The sequence below is a fragment of the Nocardioides sp. zg-1230 genome (assembly GCF_013155335.1).
Taxonomy (GTDB): domain Bacteria; phylum Actinomycetota; class Actinomycetes; order Propionibacteriales; family Nocardioidaceae; genus Nocardioides.
The window spans coordinates 207,914-229,220 of sequence record NZ_JABJQZ010000005.1; the positions used below are offsets into that span (position 1 = coordinate 207,914).

At 71.4% G+C, this 21,307-nt stretch carries 19 protein-coding genes; 7 read left to right on the forward strand and 12 right to left on the reverse strand.

What is annotated here, in order from left to right; translation table 11 throughout:
- Window positions 1-27: 27 nt before the first annotated feature.
- Window positions 28-528, reverse strand: a complete 501-nt coding sequence (locus HOO61_RS16880; RefSeq protein ID WP_172260545.1) for a hypothetical protein — start codon at window positions 526-528, stop codon at window positions 28-30.
- A gap of 2 nt (window positions 529-530) precedes the next feature.
- Complete coding sequence (locus HOO61_RS16885) at window positions 531-1,130, reverse strand: GNAT family N-acetyltransferase (RefSeq protein WP_172260547.1); 600 nt, start codon at window positions 1,128-1,130, stop codon at window positions 531-533.
- 127 nt (window positions 1,131-1,257) lie between these two features.
- Here HOO61_RS16885 and HOO61_RS16890 point away from each other — a divergent pair, with 127 nt between their 5' ends.
- Complete coding sequence (locus HOO61_RS16890) at window positions 1,258-1,863, forward strand: TetR/AcrR family transcriptional regulator (protein ID WP_172260549.1); 606 nt, start codon at window positions 1,258-1,260, stop codon at window positions 1,861-1,863.
- A 58-nt stretch (window positions 1,864-1,921) separates the two neighbouring features.
- Window positions 1,922-2,818: an RNA polymerase subunit sigma-70 gene (locus tag HOO61_RS16895; RefSeq protein WP_172260551.1), complete on the forward strand. Its 897-nt coding sequence runs from the start codon at window positions 1,922-1,924 to the stop codon at window positions 2,816-2,818.
- Window positions 2,819-2,915: 97 nt separating this feature from the next.
- Here the strand turns inward: HOO61_RS16895 and glnA are convergent, their stop codons facing one another.
- A complete protein-coding gene (gene glnA, locus HOO61_RS16900) occupies window positions 2,916-4,346 on the reverse strand; it encodes a type I glutamate--ammonia ligase (RefSeq protein WP_172260553.1) in 1,431 nt (476 codons plus the stop codon).
- A gap of 180 nt (window positions 4,347-4,526) precedes the next feature.
- Here glnA and HOO61_RS16905 point away from each other — a divergent pair, with 180 nt between their 5' ends.
- Window positions 4,527-4,910, forward strand: coding sequence for an RDD family protein (locus HOO61_RS16905; protein WP_172260555.1), 384 nt, complete (start codon window positions 4,527-4,529; stop codon window positions 4,908-4,910).
- Window positions 4,911-5,011: 101 nt separating this feature from the next.
- Window positions 5,012-6,409 (forward strand): vanadium-dependent haloperoxidase, encoded by a 1,398-nt coding sequence (locus HOO61_RS16910; RefSeq protein ID WP_172260557.1) that lies wholly within the window; start codon window positions 5,012-5,014, stop codon window positions 6,407-6,409.
- 22 nt (window positions 6,410-6,431) lie between these two features.
- On the opposite strand, the gene HOO61_RS16915 is transcribed toward HOO61_RS16910, so the two are convergent.
- The 3 genes from HOO61_RS16915 to HOO61_RS16925 are packed head-to-tail and all read right to left on the reverse strand — an operon-like array spanning window position 6,432 to window position 8,760.
- The gene (locus HOO61_RS16915; RefSeq protein ID WP_172260559.1) at window positions 6,432-7,139 is read right to left on the reverse strand and encodes a DUF4191 domain-containing protein; all 708 of its coding nucleotides are present in this window, start codon (window positions 7,137-7,139) and stop codon (window positions 6,432-6,434) included.
- Between the two features lie 59 nt (window positions 7,140-7,198).
- Window positions 7,199-8,140 (reverse strand): lipoyl synthase, encoded by a 942-nt coding sequence (gene lipA, locus HOO61_RS16920; protein ID WP_172260561.1) that lies wholly within the window; start codon window positions 8,138-8,140, stop codon window positions 7,199-7,201.
- Between the two features lie 53 nt (window positions 8,141-8,193).
- The gene (locus tag HOO61_RS16925; RefSeq protein ID WP_172260563.1) at window positions 8,194-8,760 is read right to left on the reverse strand and encodes a DUF4188 domain-containing protein; all 567 of its coding nucleotides are present in this window, start codon (window positions 8,758-8,760) and stop codon (window positions 8,194-8,196) included.
- Between the two features lie 79 nt (window positions 8,761-8,839).
- Here HOO61_RS16925 and HOO61_RS16930 point away from each other — a divergent pair, with 79 nt between their 5' ends.
- Window positions 8,840-9,472, forward strand: a complete 633-nt coding sequence (locus HOO61_RS16930; protein WP_172260565.1) for a MerR family transcriptional regulator — start codon at window positions 8,840-8,842, stop codon at window positions 9,470-9,472.
- 131 nt (window positions 9,473-9,603) lie between these two features.
- Here HOO61_RS16930 and lipB read toward each other — a convergent pair whose 3' ends face one another.
- Window positions 9,604-10,362 (reverse strand): lipoyl(octanoyl) transferase LipB, encoded by a 759-nt coding sequence (gene lipB, locus HOO61_RS16935; protein WP_172260567.1) that lies wholly within the window; start codon window positions 10,360-10,362, stop codon window positions 9,604-9,606.
- 104 nt (window positions 10,363-10,466) lie between these two features.
- Between lipB and HOO61_RS16940 the strand changes: the two genes are divergently transcribed.
- A complete protein-coding gene (locus tag HOO61_RS16940; RefSeq protein WP_172260569.1) occupies window positions 10,467-11,057 on the forward strand; it encodes a hypothetical protein in 591 nt (196 codons plus the stop codon).
- Here HOO61_RS16940 and HOO61_RS16945 read toward each other — a convergent pair.
- From HOO61_RS16945 to lpdA, 4 genes are all read right to left on the reverse strand, one after another.
- A complete protein-coding gene (locus HOO61_RS16945; RefSeq protein WP_172260571.1) occupies window positions 11,003-11,893 on the reverse strand; it encodes a TIGR01777 family oxidoreductase in 891 nt (296 codons plus the stop codon). The genes HOO61_RS16940 and HOO61_RS16945 overlap by 55 nt on opposite strands.
- A 40-nt stretch (window positions 11,894-11,933) precedes the next feature.
- Window positions 11,934-15,443 (reverse strand): ATP-binding cassette domain-containing protein, encoded by a 3,510-nt coding sequence (locus HOO61_RS16950; protein WP_367650223.1) that lies wholly within the window; start codon window positions 15,441-15,443, stop codon window positions 11,934-11,936.
- A gap of 381 nt (window positions 15,444-15,824) precedes the next feature.
- Window positions 15,825-17,765 carry a 2-oxoglutarate dehydrogenase, E2 component, dihydrolipoamide succinyltransferase gene (gene sucB / locus HOO61_RS16955; RefSeq protein WP_172260573.1) on the reverse strand — a complete coding sequence of 647 codons (1,941 nt, stop codon included), beginning with the start codon at window positions 17,763-17,765 and terminating at the stop codon, window positions 15,825-15,827.
- Window positions 17,766-17,821: 56 nt separating this feature from the next.
- A complete protein-coding gene (lpdA, locus tag HOO61_RS16960; RefSeq protein WP_367650224.1) occupies window positions 17,822-19,198 on the reverse strand; it encodes a dihydrolipoyl dehydrogenase in 1,377 nt (458 codons plus the stop codon).
- A gap of 146 nt (window positions 19,199-19,344) precedes the next feature.
- On the opposite strand from lpdA, the gene HOO61_RS16965 reads away from it, so the two are divergent.
- Window positions 19,345-19,704 carry a hypothetical protein gene (locus HOO61_RS16965; protein WP_172260577.1) on the forward strand — a complete coding sequence of 120 codons (360 nt, stop codon included), beginning with the start codon at window positions 19,345-19,347 and terminating at the stop codon, window positions 19,702-19,704.
- 30 nt (window positions 19,705-19,734) lie between these two features.
- On the opposite strand, the gene HOO61_RS16970 is transcribed toward HOO61_RS16965, so the two are convergent.
- Window positions 19,735-21,261, reverse strand: coding sequence for a leucyl aminopeptidase (locus HOO61_RS16970; protein ID WP_172260579.1), 1,527 nt, complete (start codon window positions 21,259-21,261; stop codon window positions 19,735-19,737).
- Between the last annotated feature and the right edge of the window lie 46 nt (window positions 21,262-21,307).

Here is a 21,307-nt window from a genome sequence, read left to right on the forward strand (position 1 = left end):
AGAGCCTGGTGGGCGGCACTGCGCGTGTCAACCCCGGGGTGACTCTGCCACGCACGACCATCGCTTCCGCGCTAGCCCTCCACCGGTCCAGGCTTCGTCGTTGCTGACGTCGCGCACCACCTCGAGCCAGGCCGGAACCACGTCGGACGGCTGGTCGCCGCCGTCGATCTCAGCGAGCAGCGAGCCGTCCGGGAACTCGTCGATGGCGATCAGCCACCCGTCGGCCTCGACGAGGTGCCGCTTCTTGCGCAGGGTTCGGGCCGGTAGCTCCGAGAGGAGGGGCCACTCGTGGTCGTCGAGGTAGAGGGTGGTGCAGGCAACCTCCTCTGGGCCGGGGGTGAGACGCACCTTCTGGCCGAGCTTCCGCGTCACGGTTCCATCGCTCTCCCGGACTTCGCGAAGACGAAGGCGGGTGCCCGTGATGTAGCGGTCCGTGATCTCTTTGGTGCTCGATATTCCAAGAGGCAGCCGCGCGACAAGGTACCGGCGCTCGCGCTCGACGATCGCGTACTTCAGCGATGCAGGCACGTTCAACCTCCAGCGACTCGGTATCGAAGCAGTTGCATCGAGGTGTCGCCTGGGACCGTCCCTTCGTCGGCAAACCCGACTCGTCGGGCCGTGCGGCGTGCCGCAATGTTCGCCGGCCTCGTGCGGACGACCACGTCGAGGTGCGGCTCCACGGCGGCGGCACAGGCGAGCGCGGCCCGGAGGACGAGGGTTCCGAGCCCGCGGCCTTGGACCTCCGGAGCCAACCGGAAGTAGGCGTTGAGGACGCGGGTGCCTTGTAGGTCGAAGGTCTGGATCCCACCGAGTCCGACGATGCGGCGACCATCGTCGTGTGTGCGGGCACCCTCGGCACCGGAAGGCCACCACGGCTCGGGCGCCAGGGCCGTCCAGTAGCCGAACCCGAACGTGTCCCAGTGCGCTCTGAACGGGGCGAGGAACGCTCGCGTGTGCTCGAGGTGGGGGTGAGTCTCGCTGGGGTCGTGCGCGTACGCCAAGGGGTTCCCGTGGATGAGGTACAGACCCGGTGCGTCGTCATTCTCGATGTCGCGTAGCAGGACTCCCTGCGGCAGGTGCACCGCGCACCAGGGGTTCGACGCGCTTTCCTGGTCTCCTGCGACATCCATCTGCAAGCCTTCTTTCGACGAAGAGGAGAGCCTCCGGGTCACGCGGGTCGTATTCACGACAGACTCTAACTCGTACGGTGTGGTCCGACTTACAGTACAACGCAGACGATTGCGTACACTTTCTGGGATGAGCGCGTCCTCGGCAGATGCCGGCCGAACGGCGAAGCGCGCGGACGCCCGCAAGAACATCGCGGCGATCCTTGATGCGGCCACGGCCTGTTTGGCGATGAACCCCGAGGCGAGCATCAACGACATCGCGGCCGCGGCCGGTGTCGGTCGGGTCACTCTCTACGGCCACTTCTCCAACCGCGCGACGCTGGTCAGCCAGGTCGTCGATCGCGCGATGGCAGCCTCTGACGCCGACCTCGAGGCGGTGAACCTCGACGGCGACGCCCGCGAGGCCCTCGGCCGGCTACTGGTCGCGAGCTGGCACGTGACCCACCGAGTCGGCGGGCTGGTGCTCGCAGCACAAGCCGCCATGCCGGAACGCGACTTCCGCCAGGCGCACGACAAGCCGACGCAACGAATGCTGCGCGTGCTGCGCCGCGCGCGCCGTGAAGGCAGCGTGCGCACCGACATGCCACTGAGCTGGCAGGTCACCACCATCCAGGGGGTCATCCACGCCGCCTCCAGCGCCGTCCATCGCGGTGAGCTCGACGCCGACAGGGCGCCCGCGCTCATCCGTGCAACCGTCCTCGCTGCGCTGACCCCACCCGGACAGCTCGTGGCCTGACCGGCTTGGGCGTCGAGATCGGCGTCGAGGTGAAGCAGGTGGGCTAACATGAACAGTCATGTACATGTTCAGTGCAGCTGGCAGTCAGCTCGAAGCGAGTGCGGGTTTCGCGCCGGACGAGCTTCTGGCGCAGGACGACGTCTTCGCGCAGCTGGTCGACCGGCATCGAGGCGAACTACACGTTCATTGTTATCGGATGCTCGGACGGCTCGATGAGGCGGAAGACGTCGTTCAGGAGACGTTCTTGCGCGCGTGGCGCAAGCGCGAGTCGCTACGCGACGCAGCAACGGCGCGACCGTGGCTGTACCGGATCGCCACGAACGCATGCCTGGACGTGATCCGACGCAACATACGGACTGAGAGGAACTCAATCGGCGCCCCCCGCGGACACGTCCCTGAGTCCGACGTGGCCGCCCGGTCGCGGCCTCGGTCACTTGACCCCTACCCGGACGAGCGCCTGACGGGGATGCCGGACGAACGGTTGGTCCGACGCGAGACGCTGCGGATCGCCTTCGTCGCAGCGGTCCAGCACCTGCCGGCCCGCCAGCGGGCCGTGCTGCTACTGCGGGACGTGGTGGGTGTCCGTGCTGCCGAGTGTGCAGAGATGCTGGACATGACGGTACCCGCGGCCAACAGTGCGCTGCAACGGGCCCGCACGACGATGCGACAACGGCTGCCTGCCGATCGCAATGAATGGGACGCGCGCGACGACCTGACGTCCGAGGAGCGCCGCGTTGTGGAGGACTACGTGAGGGCCACCGAGGACGGAGACCTGCGAGAGCTTGCACGACTGGTCGCCGACGACGCGACCTTCACCATGCCCGTTCACGGAGTGGTACGTCATGGCCGGCCCGAGGTGGTGCGTGGCTGGGAGCTCGCGATGGCAGGGTCGGGAGCTGGGCAGTGGACGCACATCGTGACAGCGGCGAACAGGCAGCCAGCCGTGGCGGCGTAATGGCGAAGCGGCGACGAAGAACGGTGCGGACCAACGAAAACGGCCCCCGATCCTGCGTTTCCGCAGGTCAAGGGCCGTTTCCAGGCTACGCCGTCGATCAGATGTCGTAGTAGAGCTCGAACTCGTGCGGGTGCGGGCGCAGCTGGACGGGGAGGATCTCGTTGCTCCGCTTGTAGTCGATCCACGTCTCGATCAGGTCGGGCGTGAACACGTTGCCCGCGGTGAGGAACTCGTGGTCCTTCTCGAGGTTGTCCATCACCGCTCCGAGCGAGGTGGGGACCTGGTCGATGTCGGCCATCTCGTCCGGCGGCAGCTCGTAGATGTCCTTGTCGATCGGGTCCGGCGGCTCGATCTTGTTCTGGATGCCGTCGATGCCGGCGAGCAGGAGGGCCGAGAAGGCGAGGTAGGGGTTGGCCGACGGGTCGGGGCAGCGGAACTCCACGCGCTTGGCCTTCGGGTTCGCACCCGTGATCGGGATGCGCACGCACGCCGAACGGTTGCGCTGGGAGTAGACCAGCGAGACCGGGGCCTCGAAGCCGGGCACCAGGCGGTGGTAGGAGTTGACCGTCGGGTTGGTGAAGGCCAGCAGCGACGGAGCGTGCTTCAGGATGCCGCCGATGTAGTGACGTGCAGTGTCGGACAGGCCGGCGTAACCGGTCTCGTCGTAGAAGAGCGGGGAGCCGTCCTTCCAGATCGACTGGTGGCAGTGCATGCCGGAGCCGTTGTCGCCGAAGATCGGCTTTGGCATGAACGTGGCGGACTTGCCGTTGCGCCAGGCGACGTTCTTGATGATGTACTTGAACTTCATCACGTCGTCGGCGGCCTTGAGCAGCTCGTCGAACTTGTAGTTGATCTCGGCCTGACCGGCCGTGCCCACCTCGTGGTGGGCGCGCTCGACGAGCAGGCCGGACCGCTCGAGCTCGATGACCATCTCGTCGCGCAGCTCGCCGAAGTGGTCGTAGGGCGCCACCGGGAAGTAGCCGCCCTTGTACTTGACCTTGTAGCCGCGGTTCGGGTTGTCCTCGGTGCCGACAGCACCCGAGTTCCAGGCACCCGCCTCGGAGTCGATGTGGTAGAAGCCCTCGTTCTCCGAGGTCGCGAACCGGACCTTGTCGAACACGTAGAACTCGGCCTCGGGGGCGAAGTAGGCGGTGTCGCCGATCCCGGTGGAGCCGAGGTAGGCCATGGCCTTCTTGGCGATGTTGCGCGGGTCGCGGCTGTAGGCCTCACCGGTGATCGGGTCGTGGATGAAGAAGTTGACGACCAGCGTCTTGGCGACGCGGAAGGGGTCGAGGTAGGCGGTCGTCACGTCTGGGAAGAGCGACATGTCCGACTCGTGGATGGCCTGGAAGCCACGGATCGAGGAGCCGTCGAAGGCGAGACCGTCCTCGAAGACCGACTGGTCGAAGGAGGAGACCGGCACCGTGAAGTGCTGCATCACGCCCGGCAGGTCGCAGAAGCGGACGTCGACCATCTCGACGCGCTCGTCCTTGATGAACTTGAGGAGCTCATCAGAGTTGTTGAACATTCGGTTCCTCCTTGACGGCGATGCGCGCACGTCCAGTTTGCAGCGTTCGGGAGCGGAGCCTCGTTGCACCGTGCCGCCACGCTAGGCGGGAGCAGTTTCCAGACCGTATCCCGTTTGTTTCGCCCGTGTTACGGGTGACCGGTCGATGGGCCCCTCCCGAACCCCTCCTAGGCTGGCTGCGTGACCAGCGTTGTAACACCGGAGCTCGGGTCGGCCACCTGGGGGCGGCGCATCCTCGCCCTCTTCGTCGACTGGGTGACCTGCCTGGCCGTCGTCGAGGGCCTCGTGGCGGTCGGCGTGCTTAGCGGCAACCCCAACGGCCTCGGCACCCTGGCCCTGTTCGTCCTCGAGTCGGCGCTGTTCACCGCCCTCGCGGGCGGCTCGTTCGGCAAGCTCGCCACCCGGCTGCGGGTGGTCCGCAACGACGGCTCCGGCCGGCCGGTCTCGCTGCTGCGGGCGCTCGCCCGCTCGGTGTTGGTCGGGCTGCTGGTCCCGCCGCTGCTGACCTTCGACGGTCGCGGCCTGCACGACGTCGCGGCCGGCACCCGCACCGTCGTGGTCTAGTCAGGCCTAGTCAGATTCGACGCGTGAGCGGCGTCCCGGCGTAGCGTTGAAGGCTGGCCACGGGGGACCTTCTGGCTGTCGGAACTCTCTGAGGAGGACCGATGACGACAACCCCCATCTCGCACGTCCATGTCGCGTCAGCAGCGCGCGCCGGCCGGCGTACGGCATCGACCGTCGCCACCGTGCTCGTCGCACTGCTCACGCTCCTCGCGCTCGGCGGCGTCGCCGGGGCGACGGACGACGAGGGCAAGCAGGACGCCCTCGCCCCCACCCTGACCACCACCGGCTCGACCCACGGCACGACCACGAGCAGTGACGTGGTCGTCGACTGGAGCCGCATCGTCTTCGACGCGGCGATGACCGACGACGGCTACATCTCCTTCCTCGGCTCGCGGCACCAGGCGATGGTGCACATCGCGATGCACGACGCCCTCAACGCCATCAGGCCGAAGTACGAGCAGTACGCCTACACCGGCCGGTCGTACGGCGCCGACCCGGTCGCGGCCGCGGCCGCGGCGGCCCACGACGTGCTCGTCGCGGTGTACCCCGCCCAGCAGGCGACGCTGGACGCCGAGCTCGCGACCTGGCTCGCCACCGTGCCGGACGGCACGGCCAAGACGAAGGCACTCGCCCTGGGCGCCGACGCGGCGGCGGCCGTCGTCGCGCTGCGGGAGGACGACGGCACGGTCGTCGACCTCGTCAGCCCGACGTTCGTGCCGGGCACCGAGCCGGGCGACTACCAGTACGTCCCGCCGTACGACTTCACCTTCGCCGAGGACTTCCGCTACGCGACGCCCTTCGGCCTGACGTCACCCGACCAGTTCCGGGTGCCACCGCCCCCGTCGCTGCGGAGCCGCGGGTACGCCAGGGCGTACGACGAGGTGAAGTCGGTGGGCGCCCTCGGCAGCACGACCCGCACGGAGGACCAGGGCTACTACGCCAGCTGGTGGTACGAGTCGTCGGAGATCGGCTGGCCCCGCATCGCCCGCGTCACCACGACGAGCGAGGAGCTGGAGCTGTGGCGTGCGGCGCGCATGTTCGCGCTGGTCAACATGGCGCTGTACGACAGCTACGTCGCGGGCTGGGACTCCAAGTTCCACTGGGACTTCTGGCGGCCCTACACCGCGATCCGGGCGGGCGACACCGACGGCAACCGTCGCACGGTGGCTGATCCGGCGTGGCTGAGCCACCTCGAGACCCCGCCCGTGCAGGACTACCCCTCGACCCACAGCGTCCTCGGCGCCGGCGCGGCCGAGGTGCTCGAGCGCTCCTTCGGGACCGACCACGTGCCGTTCTCGATGGACTCGACGACCTCGGTGCCGGCCAACCCGGTCCGGTCGTTCGAGACCTTCACCCAGGCGGCCGACGAGAACGCGGACTCGCGCGTGATGGCCGGCATCCACTTCCGCTTCTCCACCGAGATGGGCAAGTCGCTGGGTCGCAAGGTGGGCGCCTACATCGTCAAGAACCATCTCCGACCGCTGCGCCACCGGCACTGACGGTCGGAGACGTCCGGCGCGGTCAGCGGCCGCGCTGCTGGGACCGCATGCCCTTCATCGAGGTCGGGATCGGTCCCTTGGGCAGCGGCAGCTTGCCGCGCTGGGCGTCCAGCGCCTTGAGGCGCTGGAGGATGTCGGTCATCTCGGCAGGCTTGACGTTGCGCCCGAGCTTCTGGACGTGCTTCACCAGCTTGGGCAGCGGAACCTCGCCCTCGCCGCGGCCGCAGACGACCTCGTGGATCGGGACGCCGTAGGCGACACGCTCGTGCTTCTTGCGCTCGGTCGCGAGCAGGGCCTTGACGCGGCTGGGGCTCGAGCCCTCGCCGACCAGGACGATGCCGGGAGGGCCGACGACGCGGTGCACGACGTCCTGCTGCTTGGTGAAGCCGACGACCGGGTCGACCTTCCAGCCGCGGCGCAGCATCTGCAGCGCACCCGCCCCGGCGGCCGGCTGGCCCTCCATCTGGGTGTACGCCGCCTTCTGGGCGCGGCGGCCGAAGACGAGCAGCGCGCAGAGCGCGCCGATCAGGATTGCGCCGACGACCGAGATGATCCACCCGAGCAGGCCGTCGCCGGGCAGCACCCACATGAGCGCGAAGCCCAGGGCGGCGCCGAGCACGAAGACGCCCATCACGATCAGGCCGAGGCGCGGGTCGCTCCGCTTGGCCATCTGGTAGGTCTGCATGATCTGCCCGCGGCGCGAGCTGGGCGTGGTGGCGGGGGTCGACATGAGGTGGCCTTGTCCGGTCAGGTGTTCAACAGGTGCGGAGTGGTGCGGGTGAAGCAGGATCAGACGGCGGCTGCGGCGCGCGCGTCCATCGCCTGACCGTACAGCCGTCCAGCGCGGTAGGACGAGCGGACCAGCGGACCCGAGAGGGCGCCGGCGAACCCGATCTCGTCGGCCTCGGCCTTGAGCTCGACGAACTCCTCCGGCTTGACCCAGCGCTCGACGGGGTGGTGCCGGGCGGAGGGGCGGAGGTACTGCGTGATGGTGATCAGCTCGCACCCGGCCTCGTGGAGGTCGCGCAGCGCCTGGCTGACCTCCTCGCGGGTCTCGCCCATGCCCAGGATCAGGTTGGACTTGGTCACCAGGCCGAAGTCGCGGGCCTGGGTGATCACGTCGAGCGAGCGGTCGTATCGGAAGGCCGGGCGGATCCGCTTGAAGATCCGGGGCACCGTCTCGACGTTGTGGGCGAGCACCTCGGGACGCGACTCGAAGACCTCCTGGAGGAGGTCGGGCTTGCCGTTGAAGTCGGGGATGAGGTTCTCGACACCGGTGTCGGGGTTGAGCTCGTGGATGGCGCGCACCGTCTCGGCGTACAGCCAGGACCCGCCGTCGGGCAGGTCGTCGCGGGCGACGCCGGTGATGGTGGCGTAGCGCAGCTGCATCTTCTGCACCGACTCGGCCACGCGGCGCGGCTCGTCGCGGTCGAGCGGCTGCGGCTTGCCGGTGTCGATCTGACAGAAGTCGCAGCGGCGGGTGCACTGGTCACCACCGATGAGGAAGGTCGCCTCCCGGTCCTCCCAGCACTCGAAGATGTTGGGGCAGCCGGCCTCCTGGCAGACCGTGTGGAGCCCCTCGGACTTCACCAGGTTCTGCAGCGAGGTGTACTCCGGGCCCATCTTCGCCCGGGTCTTGATCCACTCCGGCTTGCGTTCGATCGGGGTCTCCGCGTTGCGGATCTCCAGTCGGAGGAGCTTGCGTCCTTCAGGTGCGGGAGCAGTCGTCACATCCGCCACTCTACGACGGGGCCCCGAGCGTCCCCAATCAGCATCAGGACCCCTCAGGCAGGGGCGTCGACGTAGTCGGGCTCGGTGGCCTCGAGCCGCTGGTGCGCGGTCGTCCGGCCACGCCTGCCTCGCTCGGCGGAGCCGAACGCGGCGGCCAGGCCGAACTGGGTCATGTTGCCGTAGACCGACTCGACGCGGTCGGCGGGGACGACGTACGTCTCGTGGAAGATGCCGACGTCACCGGTGGCGGCCGCGTGCTTGTTGAACGCCCCCCACGCGGGGGCGTGCGACAGGGAGGCGTCTCGGGCGTAGGCCCCGAGCTCCTCGGCGCTGCGCCAGTACTGGATGGTGACGAGGGTGCGTCCACCGAAGAACGAGTGGGCGCCGAGCAGGCCGCGGTCCGCCTCGGCCAGCTCCCGGAGCATCCGCGGCATGCCGACGAACGCCGGCCACCAGCTGCGCACCTTGCGCAGGCGGTTGATGCGCATGCCGATGACGAAGACGACGACGTCGTCGGTCTGGGGGTCGGCGACGTACTGGCCGCCGCGCACGCCCGAGGGGGCGCGGCCCACGGCCGAGGCGTAGGCGCGGGGGACACGCCGGGTGGGGGAGTCGGCCATGGCGGCCTCCTTGGATAGTGATAGTGTCTTGTACGACAGTGACACTATCCACGACGTAGGTCAAGGGGGCGCCGTGCGGATGTCCGAGCTGTCGGACCGGACCGGGGTGCCGGTGCCGACGATCAAGTACTACCTGCGCGAGGGACTGCTGCCCGAGGGCGACAAGCGGACCCCGCGGCTCACGGACTACGACGAGCAGCACGTACGACGACTCGAGCTGCTGCGGATCCTCCGCGACGTGGGCGACGTCCCCGTCGAGGGGCTCAAGCGGCTGGTCGCGGCGACCGAGACGCGGGGGACCGTGCACGACCTCTTCGCCGTGGCCGCCGACGCGCTGGCGCCGTCCCCGCCTCCCTCGGGACCGGACCGGGCGCAGGCTCGCGAGGTCGCCGACGCGATCATCGACCAGGCCGGCTGGGACCGGGTGCGTGAGGACTCGGTCGACCGCGACAACCTGGCCGCGACGCTGGAGCTGGTGGGGCGCTTCGACACCCATCCGCGCGACCCGGGCGAGATCGCGCCCTACGTCGCGATGGCCGACCAGCTGGCGCGCCACGAGATCGCCAACCTCGACGACCGCAAGGACCGCATCGGGCTGCTGGAGGAGATGGTCGTCGGACAGGTCGTCTTCGCGACCGTGCTCACCACCTTGCGACGGCTCGCGGAGGAGCACCACTCGCACGAGCGGTTCGGCGAGGACCGGCGCGACTGAGCCGAGCTTGCGACTCCGGCGGCTCGTCTCGTTGACCGTGCGCCGGGTCTGGCGCGACGTGGTCCCGGCCCACGCGCCGGGAGTGGTGCGCTACGAGAGGAAGGCGGGCCGCACGATCCCGGTGGCCGTCCTCAGACCGGTGCGCCCGGCCTGACCAGCTCGACGCGGGGTCCGCGGCCCGGCTCGGGTCGCGCGTCATAGTCGGGGGTGGCGTCGTAGGGCTGCCAGGAGAGGTACGTCGCCAGGTGGCGCCGCACGCTCGGCAGCACGTCGTCGACGGTGACGTCGCGGCCGAGCTCCTGCGTGAGCGAGGTGACGCCGGCGTCGGCGATGCCGCACGGGACGAAGCGGTCGTACCAGCCCAGGTCGACGTCGCAGTTGAGCGCGAAGCCGTGCATCGTCACGCCGCGGCTCACCCGGATGCCGATGGCGGCGATCTTGCGCTCCGGTCCACGCTCGTCCTCGCGCAGCCACACGCCGCTGCGGCCCGGGATGCGGGCGGTGGTGACCCCCAGGTCGGCGCACACCGCGATCAGTGCCTCCTCGACCCGGCGGACGTAGTCGACGACCTTGACGTGATCGGGCAGGCCCACGATCGGGTAGCCGACGAGCTGGCCCGGGCCGTGGAAGGTGATCTTGCCGCCGCGGTCGACGTCGATCACGGCCGCGCCGCCCGGGTCGAGCGGGCGCTCGTGCGGGTCGGTGCGCTTGCCGGCGGTGAAGACGGGCGGGTGCTCGAGGAGCAGCACGGTGCCGGGCCGCGTGCCCGCGACGACCTCCTCGTGGACCCGCCGCTGGAGCTCCCAGGCCGCCAGGTAGTCGACGGCCTCGTCGCCGAGACCGGCGACCTCGAAGTCGAGCGCGGGCGTGACGACCTGGTCCGACGACATGCCCCGAGCGTACGCCGCGCTCCCGCCCGCCCCGCCCGGAGGTCGAGCACGTGGGCCTGTGGATGACGCCTGCAGCGGGGCAGGGGATCGGCGAGGGTGGGGTGGTGGACCCGCGACGCCTGCTCCCCGTGCTCACCGCCGTCGCCTGCGCGCTGGTGGTGGCGACGCTGGTGGTCGACGTGGCACGACCCGATCCACCGCCCCGACCGCGGATCGACGTGGCGGGCACGGCCCCCACGGTGTCCACGGCCCGGCCCGTCCGGTCCGGAGCGGCGGCGGTCCTGGCGGCCTGGGACGAGCGCCGCTCCGCCGCCTGGGCCGAGGGCGACGTGACGGCGCTCGAGGAGCTGTACGCCGACGGGGCCGCGGCGGGCGCGGACGACGTCCGCCTGCTGCGCGACTACCTCCGGCGCGGGCTCCGGGTCGAGGGCCTGACGACGCAGGTGCTGGCCCTGCGCGTGGCGGCGCGGTCACCGAAGCGGCTGGAGCTGGTGGTCACCGACCGCGTGGTCGGGGCCGAGGCCGTCGGGGCCGGGGCGCCGGTCGCGCTGCCGGTGGCCCGCCCGTCGACACGGCGGGTGGTGCTGGTGCGCGACGGTAGCGGTGACGACGGGAGGTGGGTGGTGGCGGCGGTACGCGATCAGGACAGCGCGGCGGCCAGCACCTCGCGGACGTCCTCGTCCTCGAAGTCGTAGCCGGCGCGCTCGAGAGCGGCCGGTCGTGCGTTGACCGAGCCGAGGAGCTCGGGCGCCAGGTCGCCGGCGGCCAACTTCATCAGGCGCGCCGGCACGGCGAGGAAGGCCTTGCGGTGCAGGGCGGCGGCCAGGGCGCGGGTGAACTCGGCGTTGGTCGGCGTGTGGGGACAGCAGAGGTTGAAGGCACCCGAGACGTCGCGCGACTCGATGAGGTAGCTCACCGCGCCGATCCAGTCGCGCAGCGAGATCATCGGCATGAACTGCTCGCCCGACCCCAGCCGTGCGCCGCCGCCGGCCTGGAACAGCAGCCGCAGCTGCTTCAGCGGCGGCGAGGTCCGGTCCATGACGGGGGACGTGCGCAGCTCGCACACCCGGGCGCCGGCCTCGCGCGCCGGGTCGGCCGCCGCCGACCACTCGTGGGAGACCGTGGTGAGGAAGGCGACGCCCGTGCTGGGGGTGTCCTCGGTGACCGGCGCCGCCCCGTGGTCGCCGTACCAGGCGATGCCGTTGCCGGCGAGGAACGCCGCCGGGCGCTCGGTCGCGGCGATGGTCTCGGCGATCAGGCGGGTGGTGGACACCCGCGACTCCAGCACCTCCCGGGACCACTTCCTCGAGTGCGGGTTGCCGGCGATGCTGGCGCCGGCGAGGTTGACGACCGCGTCGGCGCCCTCGATCACCGCGGTGTCGATGCGGCCGGCCGCGGGGTCCCAGCGGGACTCGTGGGGCGAGCAGGTCTCGCGCCGGACGAGGGCGGTCACCTCGTGCCCGTGCACCCGGAGGTGGTCGGACAGGTGGGTCCCGAGGAAGCCCGAGGCCCCGGCGATGACGACGCGCATGACCCCACCCAACCACGCGGCCAAAGCGTGCGTGGCTGGTTCAGCCGGCCAGGTGCGCCCACCGCGGGGACAGCTCGTGCCACGGCCCGTCGTCGACCACGCGGCCGGAGTCGAGCACCACGACGCGGTCGGCCTGCGCCAGCGCTGCTGCCTTGCTGGTGGCGCCGATGACGGCCGTGCCGCGCGCCCGCAGCGCCTGCCACAGCTCGATCTCGGTCGCGGCATCGAGGGCCGACGACACGTCGTCGGCGAGCAGCACGTCGGCGTCGGTGGCCAGCGCACGAGCCAGCGCGAGGCGCTGCACCTGCCCGCCGGAGAGGCGTACGCCGCGGTGGCCGACGAGGGCGTCGGGGCCACCGGCCTCGGTGACGTCGCGCTCCATGCGCGCCGCCTCGAGCGACGGCATGACCGTCCGGTCGACGTGGTCGAGGGCGACGTTGCCGGTGAACGTGCCGGACAGCACCCGCGGCACCTGCGCGACGTGGGCGACGCGTCCGGGGCGGAGGGTGGTCTGGGGGTCGTCGACGAGACGGTCGTTCCAGCGGATCTCGCCGGTGCTCCCGACCAGGCCCGCGAGGGCGCTCAGCAGGCTGGACTTGCCCGAGCCCACCTGGCCGAGCAGGAGGACGAGCTCGCCTGCCCGCACGTCGAGGTCGACGTCGTGGACGCCGACGGTGCCGTCGTCGTGCACCGCGGCGAGGTCGCGGACCGTGAGGGTGCGCAAGGGGTCGCGGTGGGGTGTGGGGGGCTCGGGGCCCGTGCCGTGCACCAGGTCGACGCCGGGCGGCAGGTCCATCAGGTCGCCGCCGCCGGCGAGCTCGCTGGTGGCGTTCATCCAGGCCCGGGTGCCGGGCGCCTCGGTCACGACGGTGCCCGCGACCCGGCCGAACCAGTCGAACCCGCTGACGGCGTTGGCGACCAGCAGCGCGGTCGCGAGCTCCCACTGGCCGGTCAGCAGACCGCCCCAGGCGGCGACGACGCCACACTGGACCATCACGACGGGAACGCCCTCGAGCAGGGCCTGCACGCGGTGCTCGCGCACGGCGGCGTCGACCCGGCCGCCGTCGACGTCACGCAGGTGCTGGTGGACCTGCGGCGTGGCCGCGGCGAGCTTGACCGTGCGGACCGACTCGAGTGCCGACACGAGCGACTGACCGAACCGCGCGCGGGCGGTGGAGGCGGCCGCGGCCGAGCGCCCGGCGACGCGGCGGCCGAGGGTGGAGGCGAGGGCGGAGGCGACCATGACGGCCAGCAGGACCGCGCCCGCCACCCACGTGCGGGCGATGAGCGCGGTCACGATGGCGATGATCAGGCCGTTGACGAAGTCGACCCAGCGGTCCGTGTAGCGCGCGAGGCGGTCGGCGTCCATCGTGCGGGCGACGACCTCACCGGGCGGGGTGCGCAGGAGCCGACGCTGGGAGGTCTGCCCGTGGAGCACCGCGGCGCGCACCCGGAGGCGTACCTCCACCCACCAGTGGGGGTAGATGCGGAACGCCTGGGCGAGCAGGAGCGGGCCGACCAGCAGGGAGGCGACGAGGGCGACGAGCAGGAGCCCGGGACGCTGGCCGGCCTGGAGCTCGGTGACGATGTGTCCCCAGACCCAGCCGGTCACCGCGCCGAACGCGCCGGTCAGCGACGAGACGAGGAACATGACGGCGCCGAGCAGGCCCCACTGCGGCTGCATGCTGATGGTGTGGAGCACCTGCCGGGCCAGGCTCGGCGTCGGAGCGAGCTCCGGTGGCGCCGGGGGCGTGGTGCTGCGGCGGACGGAGCCGATGGTGGAGTCATCGTGGTGGTGCTCCTCGACGACCGCCTCGTGGGCGGCGGCGTCGAGGAGGTCGCGGAACGGGCCGTCCTCGACGGCGAGCCGGCCGCGCGGGCCCTGCTGGACCACCCGGCCGGACTCGAGGACCGCGACCTGCTCGGCACGCTCGGTGGTGGACAGGCGGTGGGCGACGAGGATGCCGGTGCGGCCCGAGATCAGGCGATCGGCGGCGCGCACCACCCGGGCCTCGGTGACCGGGTCCATGCGCGCGGTGGCCTCGTCGAGGACCACGACGCTGACGTCGCGCACCAGCAGCCGGGCGAACGCGACGAGCTGCTCCTCGCCGGCGGACAGGCTCGTTCCGCCCGGGCCGAGGACGGTGTCGAGCCCGTCGGGCAGGCCGGCGACCCACTCGGTCAGGCCCAGCTCGGCCACTGCCGCCTCGACGACCACGCGGGGCACGTCGCCGAAGAGGGTGATGTTGTCGGCCAGCGACCCGGCGAGGACCTCGGTGCGCTGGGTCACGACGCCGACGGCGGAGCGCAGCTGCTGGAGGTCGAGGTCGAGCACGTCGACGCCACCGAGGAACACCATGCCGCGCGGCGGCTCGACCGCGCGCGACAGCAACGAGGCGAGGGTGGACTTGCCCGACCCCGTGCGACCGACGAGGGCGCACGTGTGGCCGGCACTCAGCAGCAGGTCGACGTCGCGGAGGGCGAACGTCCCGGTGCCGTAGCTGAACTCGAGGTGCCGGAACTCGACGTCGAGCGGTCCGTCGGGGACGGGGAGCCCGCCCGTCGGCTCGGCGGGGGAGGCGAGCATGCCGCGCAGCCGGAGCACCGCGCCGAAGCCCTCCTGGAGGTCGGGCAGGTGGCGGGCGAGCATGTCGACGCCGCCGACGAACATCGTCGTGACCAGGAACAGGGTGACCAGGCGGGCGGTCGAGAGGTCGCCGGAGACGACCAGCGCCACACCGACGACGCCGACGGCGGCGAGCGCGCCGTGGAGCAGGCCGCCGCTGCGCCGGGTGACGCGCACCTCGACGGCCAGCACCGCGTCGAGCGTGCGGTGGACGACCGAGGCGAGCTGGGCGTTGCGGCGCAGCACGTGGGCCTGGCCGAGCGAGGTGCGCAGGTCGTCACGCGCGGCGACGCCCTCCTCGGTGGACGCGGCGTGGTCGGTCCAGGCCGCCTCCTCGACCACCTTGCGCTCGGCGATCTGGGGGAGCAGGCGGCGGATCGAGAGGAAGGTGACGACTGCGGTCAGGGGGAAGAGGAAGACCGCCGGCCACCAGGTCAGCGTCGCGACGACCCACAGCGGGCCGGACGCCAGGAACGTGCGCGCGGCCTGCCACACGCCCCAGCGCATCAGCTGGCCGACCTCCCAGGTGTCGTCGTCGATGCGGTCGAGCACCTCGCCGACGGCCTGCTCGGAGAGCTCGGACAGCGGCTGCGCCATCGCCGCGTCGAGCAGGTCGGAGCGGAGCTGGCCCTCGGCGCGGTCGCAGATGGTGGCCCAGACGGTCTTGGCGACCGTGTCGATCACCGCGCCGCCCACGACGCACAGCGCCAGCAGGGTCAGGAGCGACTGGGTGGGGTCGTCGGCGAGGCGTCCGGCCACCATCGAGCCGAGGGACGCCGCGACGGCGCCGAGGAGCGACATCGAGAAGCAGAGATAGGTCAGCGGACGGCGGACGCGACGCCAGTCGACCGGCACCCGCCCCGGCACCAGCCCCTCGGTCGCGGACGTGGTCGCCGGTGCCGTCTGGGTCTGCGTCTCGGTCACCGTCACAAACACAGGACGTTACGTGTCAGCACCGACATCCCGCGCCCGATTTTCCGGTGACCTGCGCCTCGTCCGGATCGTGGCGCGGGCGATGAGCCAGCCACGTTCGATCGCCCGCGGATGTGGCTGACGCACCGCTCAGCAGGCGGCGTACGCCCCGTGGCGGCACCGACATCCCTCGCCTGAGTTGCGGCCAGCCGCGGCGGCTGCTCGTCCGTCTGCGCCGGCATCTGGGCGGACGATCGTGGAACATCTGAGTCACTGGGTGACTCGGAACATCCACGTTGTCGGCGGAGTCACCGGATATCCGGTGACCGCCCCGCGCGAGGTACGACGACGCCCCGCCCGCGGTGCGCGGGCGGGGCGTCGTGCGGTCGGTCGTCAGACCTCGAACTGACCGGCCTCGAGGCGCTTCTTGACCTCCTGGAGGAACCGGCCGGCGTCGGCGCCGTCGACCAGGCGGTGGTCGTAGGTCAGCGACATGTGGACCATGTGGCGCACCGCGATCGTCTCGCCCAGGTTGGGGTCGTCGATCACGACGGGACGCTTCACCACGGCACCGGGGCCGAGGATCGCAACCTGCGGCTTGTTGATGATCGGGGTGTCGAAGAGCGCCCCGAAGCTGCCAAGGTTGGTGATGGTGAACGTGCCGCCGGACAGCTCGTCGGGGGTGATCTTGTTGGTGCGGGTGCGCTCGGCGACGTCGGCGATCTTCTTCGCCAGCCCGGCGATGGAGAGGTCGCCCGCCTCCTTCACGACCGGCGTGAGCAGGCCCTTCTCGGTGTCGACCGCGAACGCGATGTTCTCGCGGTCGAAGTAGGTCACCTCGCCCTTGTCGCTGTCGATCGCTGCGTTGAGCTTGGGGTGCAGCTTGAGCGCGTCGATCGCCGCCTTGGCGAAGAACGGCAGGTAGGTCAGCTTCACGCCCTCACGCGCCAGGAAGTCCGCCTTGGACGCCTCGCGCAGGCGGGCGATCGCGGTGACGTCGACCTCCATGACCTGCGTCAGCTGGGCCGACTCGTGCAGCGACTCGACCATGCGCGAGGCGATCACCTTGCGCAGGCGCGAGAGCGGCTCGGTGGTGCCCCGCAGCGGCGACGGGGACGCCGTCGACGGAGCGGCAGCGGCCGGGGGAGCGCCGGCAGCCGCGGGCGCGGCGGCCGGTGCGGCGGGAGCAGCCGCGGCCTGCTGGGCGGCGGCAGCGGCGTCGAGGACGTCCTGCTTGCGGATCCGGCCACCGACGCCGGTGCCCTGCACCGAGCCGAGGTCCACCCCGTGCTGGTCGGCCATCTTCCGCACCAGCGGCGTGACGTACGCCGACTGGTCGCGGCCGCCGTCGGCTGCCGGCTTCTCGGCGGCAGGCGCCTGCGGCGAGGGGGCAGGTGCCTCCTGCTTCGGCTCCTCCTGCTTGGGGGCCTCCTGCTTCGGCTCCTCCTTGGCCTCCGTCTTGGGCTCCGGCTCGGGCTCGGGCTCCGGCTCGGGCTCGGGCTCCGGCTCGGGCTCGGGCTCCGGCTCGGGCTCGGGCTCCGGCTCGGGCTCGGGCTCCTCCTTGGCCTCCGGCTCGGACTTCTCCTCGGCCTGCGCCGGGGCGGCGTCGCCGGACCCGATGATCGCGAGCTCGGCGCCGACCTCGACGGTCTCGTCCTCCTCGGCCTTGATCTCCAGCAGCGTGCCGGCGACGGGGGAGGGGATCTCGGTGTCGACCTTGTCGGTGGAGACCTCCAGCAGCGGCTCGTCGACGGCGACCTCGTCGCCGACCTGCTTGAGCCAGCGGGTGACCGTTCCCTCGGTGACCGACTCACCCAGCGCGGGCAGCGTCACCGGCGTACCGCCACCACCGCCGCCACCGCCACCGCCACCGCCGGACGACCCACCGGACGAGCCGGACGAGGCCTCCTCGGCGGCGGGCTCGGACTGGGCCGGGGCGTCGTCCTTCTCCGACTCGGGGGTCTCGTCACCCGCGGGGAGCTCGCCGGTCTCCTCGGCGACCTGCTCCTCCTGCTCGGCCTTCTTCTCCGACTCCTCCTCGTCCTTCGGCTGGGCCTCGGGCTCGGCGGTCTCGGAGGCGTCGCCCGCGGACTCGCCCTCCTCGCCGACGACGGCCAGGACCGCGCCCACCTCGACGGTGTCGTCCTCGTTGGCCTTGATCTCGAGCAGCGTGCCGGCGACGGGGGAGGGGATCTCGGTGTCGACCTTGTCGGTGGAGACCTCCAGCAGCGGCTCGTCGACGGCAACCGTGTCACCGACCTGCTTCAGCCAGCGGGTGACGGTGCCCTCGGTGACGGACTCGCCGAGTGCGGGGAGGGTGACTTCGGAGGCCATGTGGTTCCTTCGCTCGCGTGTGGTTGGGGAATTCTCGGGTGGTTCGAGGAGGTGCTTCAGGAGTGCGCGTGGAGCGGCTTGCCGGCCAGCGCGAGGTGCGCCTCGCCGAGGGCCTCGTTCTGGGTGGGGTGGGCGTGCACGAGCGGCGCGACGTCGTCGGCGTGCGCCTCCCAGTTGTAGATGAGCTGCGCCTCCCCGATGAGCTCGCCGACGCGATCGCCCACCATGTGGACGCCGAGGACCGGACCGTCCACCAGGCCGACCAGCTTGACGAAGCCCTGGGTCTGCAGGATCTGGCTCTTGCCGTTGCCGCCGAGGTCGTAGGTGAGGGTGGTGACGGCGTCGCCGTGCAGCTCGCGGGCCTTCGCCTCGTCGAGGCCGACCGATGCGATCTCGGGGTGGGAGTACGTCACGCGCGGGATGCCGGTCTCGTCGATCGGACGCGGATCGAGCCCGGCGATGTCCTCGGCCACGAAGATCCCCTGCTGGAAGCCTCGGTGCGCCAGCTGCAGCCCGGGCACGATGTCGCCGACGGCGTACACGCCGTCGACGTTGGTGCGGCACCGCTCGTCGGCGAGCACGAAGCCGCGGTCCATCTCGATGCCCTGCTCGGCGTAGCCGAGGCCGTCGGTCGACGGGCCGCGCCCGACGGCGACGAGCAGCACCTCGGCCTCGATCACGTCACCGCCCTCGACGGTGACGGCGACGCCGGTGTCGGTGGCCTTCACGCTCTGGAACGGCGTGCCGGTGAGGAAGTTGATCTTGCGCTTGCGGAAGGCGCGCTCGAGCGCCTTGGAGGAGGCCTCGTCCTCGGCGGCGACCAGGTGCGGCAGGGCCTCGATGATCGTGACGTCGGAGCCGAAGGACTTCCACACGCTCGCGAACTCGCAGCCGATCACGCCGCCGCCGAGCACGATGGCGGACGCCGGGACCCGGTCGAGGCGCAGCGCGTGCTCGGAGGTGAGCACCTTGACGCCGTCGACCTCGAGGCCGGGCAGCGACTTGCTGTAGGAGCCCGAGGCCAGCACGACGGTCTTGCCGGTGTAGGCGGTGCCGTCGACGGTCACCTCGCGAGGACCGGTCAGCGTGCCGGTGCCCTCGATGACCGTGATGCCGCGCGACTTGATCAGCCCGGTGAGGCCCTTGAAGAGGCGGTCGACGACCTTGTCCTTGTACGCGTTGACGCCGGGCATGTCGATGCCGTCGAGGGTGGCGCTCACGCCGAACTGCGCGGCCTCGCGCGCCGAGTCGGCGACCTCGGCGGCGTGCAGGAGGGCCTTGGTCGGGATGCAGCCCACGTGGAGGCAGGTGCCACCGAGGTTGCCCTTCTCGACCAGCCCGACGCTGAGGCCCAGCTGGGCCGCTCGCAGGGCACAGGCGTATCCACCCGAACCAGCCCCGAGGACGAGGACGTCGAACTCACCGTCCGCCACTGATTTGCCTCCACACGCTCGACTCGCACCGACCACCTCGGGCGCGTCCATCTTTGCACTCTTCGCGAGGCTGTCCACACCGGGTCGGGTGGGCTGAACGGGCGATCGGCGAGCACGATGCGGAACGTCCCGGCAGAATGTGCGCCATGGGCATGTTCGACCGATTCCGCCGCAAGGGCCGCACGAGTGCCCCGGCGCGGGACGCCACCCGCACCGGTTCCACGCGCGTGCGTGCCTCCGACGGCGAGGACGCGCGACACCTCGAGGCGTTCGTCGCCACCCGCCAGGGGGTCGAGGGATTCGTCGAGCCGCGCACCGCCGTCAGCGACGTGACGCTGCTGCTGGTCGCGCACGACGGTGAGTGGACGCGACGGCGGGTGCCCAGCGTGAAGTGGGCGCACGACTTCGCCAACCGCCACCGCGTGCCGTCGTACGACGCCGCGGTGGTCGGGGTGCCCCAGCGCATGCGCGACTACAACCGGCGGAAGAAGGCCGGGGGCATCTAGGGTTTCGACACCCCTCGCTGCACTCGCTGCTCAACCAGCGGGGGTGTCCTCGGCGAGCGAGCGCGCGACTTCGACGAGCGTCGTGACCCCGAAGCCGGTGGCGCCACCGGGCACGTGGCCGTAGGCGCCGCCGGTGTTCATCTCCTTGCCGGCGATGTCGAGGTGGGCCCACGGCAGCCCGCCGGTGAACTCCCGCAGGAACGCCGAGGCGTAGAGGCCGCCGCCCCAGCGCACCCAGTCGTGCTGGAGGAGGTCGGCGACCTTGGAGGAGGTGATCCGCTCCTTCATCTCCTCGGGGATCGGCATCGGCCAGTGCTGCTCACCGGCAGCCCGGCCGGCGGCCAGGACGACCTCGACCTCCGCGTCGGTGCCCATCACGGCGCCGACCTTGTCGCCCAGCGCGAGCTGCATGTGCCCGGTCAGGGTGGCGATGTCGACGACGAGGTCGGGCTGCTCCTGCACCGCGAGCGAGAGCGCGTCGCCCAGCAGCATCCGGCCTTCGGCGTCGGTGTTGGCGATCTCGACCGTCGACCCGTTGTGCATGGTGATGACGTCACCGGGGCGGGTGGCGGTGCCGGACACCATGTTCTCGGCCATCGGCGCGAAGGCGGTCACCTTCACGGGCAGGCCGAGGCGGGCGATCGCGAGGGTGGCGGCGACGACGCTGGCCGCCCCGGCCATGTCGCCCTTCATGTTGACCATGCTCGACGACGGCTTGATGGTGAGGCCGCCGGAGTCGAAGGTGACGCCCTTGCCGACCAGGGCGAGGTGCGCGACCGCGTCCTGCGGCGCCCAGGTCAGCTTGACCAGGCGGGACGGCGCCTCGGAGGAGTCGCCGACGCTGAGGATGCCGCCGCAGCCCATCTCCGCGAGCTGCTCGTGGTCGAAGACCGCCAGCTTCACCTTGGGCGCGCCCCGGCCCCTGGTGACGTCCTTGTGGGCGGCCGTGACGAGGTCGGCCAGCAGCGGGGGCGTGCAGTCGCGGGGCGGCATGTTCACCCAGTCGCGGGTCAGCGTGACGGCGTCGGCGAGGACCTCCGCGCGCTCGAGCGCGGCGACGGCGTCGGCGCGCCGGGCGATGCCGGTGAGCACGACGACGTCGTTCGGCTCGGTGGTCTCGGACTTCGCCGACTTGTAGGCGGTGAACGTGTAGCCGCCGAGGCGGTGGCCCTCGACAACGGCGGCGACCAGCTCGGGGGTCTCGCTCGGCAGGGCGAGGGCGACCGATGCGGCGTTGGGGACGTTGCGGGCAGCGACGCCAGCGGCACGTCGTACGGCGATGGGGTCGGTCGGGTCCTCGCCCAGGCCGACGAAGACGAGCAGCGGTGCGTTGACCTCGTCGCGCGTCGGCGTCCGGACCGCCTCACCGGCCTTGCCGGTCACGCCCATCGTGGAGAGGAAGGGGCGCAGCCGGCGACCGTACGCCGTGTTGACGTCCGCGGCGGCGTCGCACAGCTGCGGCCCCTTGGGGCCGGCGACGACCCCCACGACGACGGCGTCGGCTCGGGTCTTGGCGGGACTGGCGCTGCGGAGGGCGTAGGTGGTCACCCGCGGCATGTTAGGGGAGACCTGACGCTCGAGCTGCTGCGGTAGGTTTCGCGCC

Excerpts from the sequence above, each read along its gene's own strand:
- HOO61_RS16885 (WP_172260547.1), bottom strand. The coding sequence starts at position 1,130 with ATGGATGTCGCAGGAGACCAGGAAAGCGCGTCGAACCCCTGGTGCGCG.
- HOO61_RS16890 (WP_172260549.1), top strand. The coding sequence starts at position 1,258 with ATGAGCGCGTCCTCGGCAGATGCCGGCCGAACGGCGAAGCGCGCGGAC.
- HOO61_RS16895 (WP_172260551.1), top strand. The coding sequence starts at position 1,922 with ATGTACATGTTCAGTGCAGCTGGCAGTCAGCTCGAAGCGAGTGCGGGT.
- glnA (WP_172260553.1), bottom strand. The coding sequence starts at position 4,346 with ATGTTCAACAACTCTGATGAGCTCCTCAAGTTCATCAAGGACGAGCGC.
- HOO61_RS16910 (WP_172260557.1), top strand. The coding sequence starts at position 5,012 with ATGACGACAACCCCCATCTCGCACGTCCATGTCGCGTCAGCAGCGCGC.
- HOO61_RS16915 (WP_172260559.1), bottom strand. The coding sequence starts at position 7,139 with ATGTCGACCCCCGCCACCACGCCCAGCTCGCGCCGCGGGCAGATCATG.
- HOO61_RS16925 (WP_172260563.1), bottom strand. The coding sequence starts at position 8,760 with ATGGCCGACTCCCCCACCCGGCGTGTCCCCCGCGCCTACGCCTCGGCC.
- HOO61_RS16930 (WP_172260565.1), top strand. The coding sequence starts at position 8,840 with ATGTCCGAGCTGTCGGACCGGACCGGGGTGCCGGTGCCGACGATCAAG.
- lipB (WP_172260567.1), bottom strand. The coding sequence starts at position 10,362 with ATGTCGTCGGACCAGGTCGTCACGCCCGCGCTCGACTTCGAGGTCGCC.
- HOO61_RS16945 (WP_172260571.1), bottom strand. The coding sequence starts at position 11,893 with ATGCGCGTCGTCATCGCCGGGGCCTCGGGCTTCCTCGGGACCCACCTG.
- sucB (WP_172260573.1), bottom strand. The coding sequence starts at position 17,765 with ATGGCCTCCGAAGTCACCCTCCCCGCACTCGGCGAGTCCGTCACCGAG.
- HOO61_RS16965 (WP_172260577.1), top strand. The coding sequence starts at position 19,345 with ATGGGCATGTTCGACCGATTCCGCCGCAAGGGCCGCACGAGTGCCCCG.
- HOO61_RS16970 (WP_172260579.1), bottom strand. The coding sequence starts at position 21,261 with ATGCCGCGGGTGACCACCTACGCCCTCCGCAGCGCCAGTCCCGCCAAG.